The organism is Mesorhizobium sp. M7A.F.Ca.MR.245.00.0.0 (assembly GCF_003997415.1).
Lineage (GTDB): Bacteria > Pseudomonadota > Alphaproteobacteria > Rhizobiales > Rhizobiaceae > Mesorhizobium.
The window spans coordinates 258,467-260,541 of sequence record NZ_RZTE01000005.1; the positions used below are offsets into that span (position 1 = coordinate 258,467).

General features: G+C 63.5%; 2 protein-coding genes. One reads left to right on the forward strand and one right to left on the reverse strand.

The genetic code is table 11. The annotated features are described in order from the left end of the window. The first annotated feature begins 50 nt into the window (after window positions 1-50). Window positions 51-941 (forward strand): arginase family protein, encoded by an 891-nt coding sequence (locus tag EOB80_RS09215; RefSeq protein WP_127327413.1) that lies wholly within the window; start codon window positions 51-53, stop codon window positions 939-941. A gap of 145 nt (window positions 942-1,086) precedes the next feature. Here the strand turns inward: EOB80_RS09215 and EOB80_RS09220 are convergent, their stop codons facing one another. Continuing rightward, window positions 1,087-1,572 (reverse strand): hypothetical protein, encoded by a 486-nt coding sequence (locus tag EOB80_RS09220; protein ID WP_164749075.1) that lies wholly within the window; start codon window positions 1,570-1,572, stop codon window positions 1,087-1,089. Window positions 1,573-2,075 lie beyond the last annotated feature (503 nt).

Sequence of the window (2,075 nt, forward strand, 5' to 3'; positions counted from 1 at the left end):
CCTGTTGCGGCAGGGACGAACGATGTTGAGCGCTCGAAGCGGAGGCGCCTGTGTCGAGCCACTATGCGATTCTCGAAGCCCCCTCCACGCTGGGCCTGGCGACCGACGGTGTGGAGCGCTTGCCTGGCCGGCTCCTGGACCTTGGCCTTGCGGAGCGCATCCAGGCGCGCCGCGCCGGGCGGCTGGCTGTGCCTCCGAAGGACCCGACGCCCGATTTCGAGACAGGCACCCTGAACGCCAGGGCAATTGCGCAGTGGTCGCCCAAGCTCGCCGACGCCGTGGAAGCGGTGCTTGACGCAGGCGGGTTTCCAGTGGTGCTGGGCGGCGATTGCACGATCGTGCTGGGCTCGGCGCTCGCGTTTCGACGGCGCGGCCGCTACGGCTTGCTCTTCATTGACGGCAACGCCGATTTCTTCCAGCCAGACGCGGAACCCAATGGTGAGGGTGCCTCGATGGACCTCGCCTTCGTCACCGGCTACGGTCCGTCGCTCCTGACCGACATCGAAGGTCGCGGTCCTCTGGTCCGCCCTGAAGACGCTGTCGCCTTCGCGTATCGCGATCACAAGGATCAGGAGGAGTACGGAAGCCAGCCGCTCCCCGAAGAGCTCAAGGTGCTTGACCTTCCCGCTGTGCGCGCCACGGGCATCGAGGCCGCCGCACGCGAAGCGGTCGATCACCTGACGAGAGCGGAATTGGACGGCTTCTTCATCCATCTCGACGCCGACTGTCTCGACGACGTCATCATGCCGGCTGTCGATTTTCGCGTGCCAGGCGGGTTGTCGTGGGACGAGTTAACGGCCGCGCTCCGGCTTGCCTTGGCGAGCGGCAAGGCAGTCGGCCTCGAGATCACCATCTACAATCCGCGCCTTGATGAGGACGGCAGCGCCGGACGCGGCCTCGCCGACGTACTGGCCGCTGCGCTCGGAACAGCAGCGCCATGACGATGACGAGCCATGCCTGCTCTCGGGCGCAGCAAGAAGCGACCGATTTGAGGTCGTTTTTCTACTGCCTTCATATTGCGGCGGAATCTGTTTCAAGGTTCCGCATGAGCCGATCGGCGTGGCTCCGCGATTATGAGTCTGCAAGCTAGTAGCGCTCGAACAGTGGCCGCCGGAAGCCGGCGTCGCGCCCGGCGATCAGCCAGTAGAGCAACCCGGCGACAAGGCCGGCAGCCGCGATGATGCCGATGTCGACCCAACGCTCCGGGTCCATATCCTCCGGCGCGCTCGGCCAGATCAAGGCGAAGCCGCCGACCGCGGCGCCGGCGCCGAAAACCATGTGCAGCAGGACATTGCGCAGCGAGAAGAACTCGGCGATCAGCGCGAAGATCAGCGTCTGCAGCGCGGTCACCACGATGGTCAGGAAATAGACGAACATGCCGAGCGGCGGCACCAGCAGCACCGCGATCGGCGAAACGCCCATGACGTCGAAATAGCTGGGCGCGTTGGGCAAAGAACTGAGCACGCCATAGATCACCGCGATGGCGATCAGGCCGACCAGCACCGACACGAAGTAGCCGGCCAACATCATCAATATGCGCTTCATCACGTGCTTTGCCGTCGCCATCCCCATCCCCCAATGCGGCGCCTGGAGCAATTCCAGGAAAAGTGTGAACGGTTTTCCGTCCGGAATTGCGTCAAAACAAAGAGTTAGAGTAGTTCACCGTTCCATGAAACGGTGAACTGCTCTGGCGCGACAGTCAGCCATCAAAGCGGGACAGACGCAAGGGGAGGCGACGGTTGGCAAGGGCAATCGCTTCGGCCAAGTCCGACTTGTGGCGGAAACCATCAATCACCGAGATCGGCGCCGCCCCTCATCGCCCTGCCGGGCGTTCGTTGTTCGAAAAGCCAAGCAGTTGGCTTTTCGTCCGCTGCGCGGACCACGCCTCGACTCCCCGTATAGTGACGGGGAGAAGTGGCTGGCCGCAACGCCGGCGCCATCCTTGCCTTGCAAAGGCTGGTGATTGGCGAAACCATCGATGCCAGCGTCCCTCTCCCCGTCACTATACGGGGAGAAGGTGCCGGTGTCCGAACCGGATAGATAGGTAACAGAATGGACCGATAGCATGGGTGACA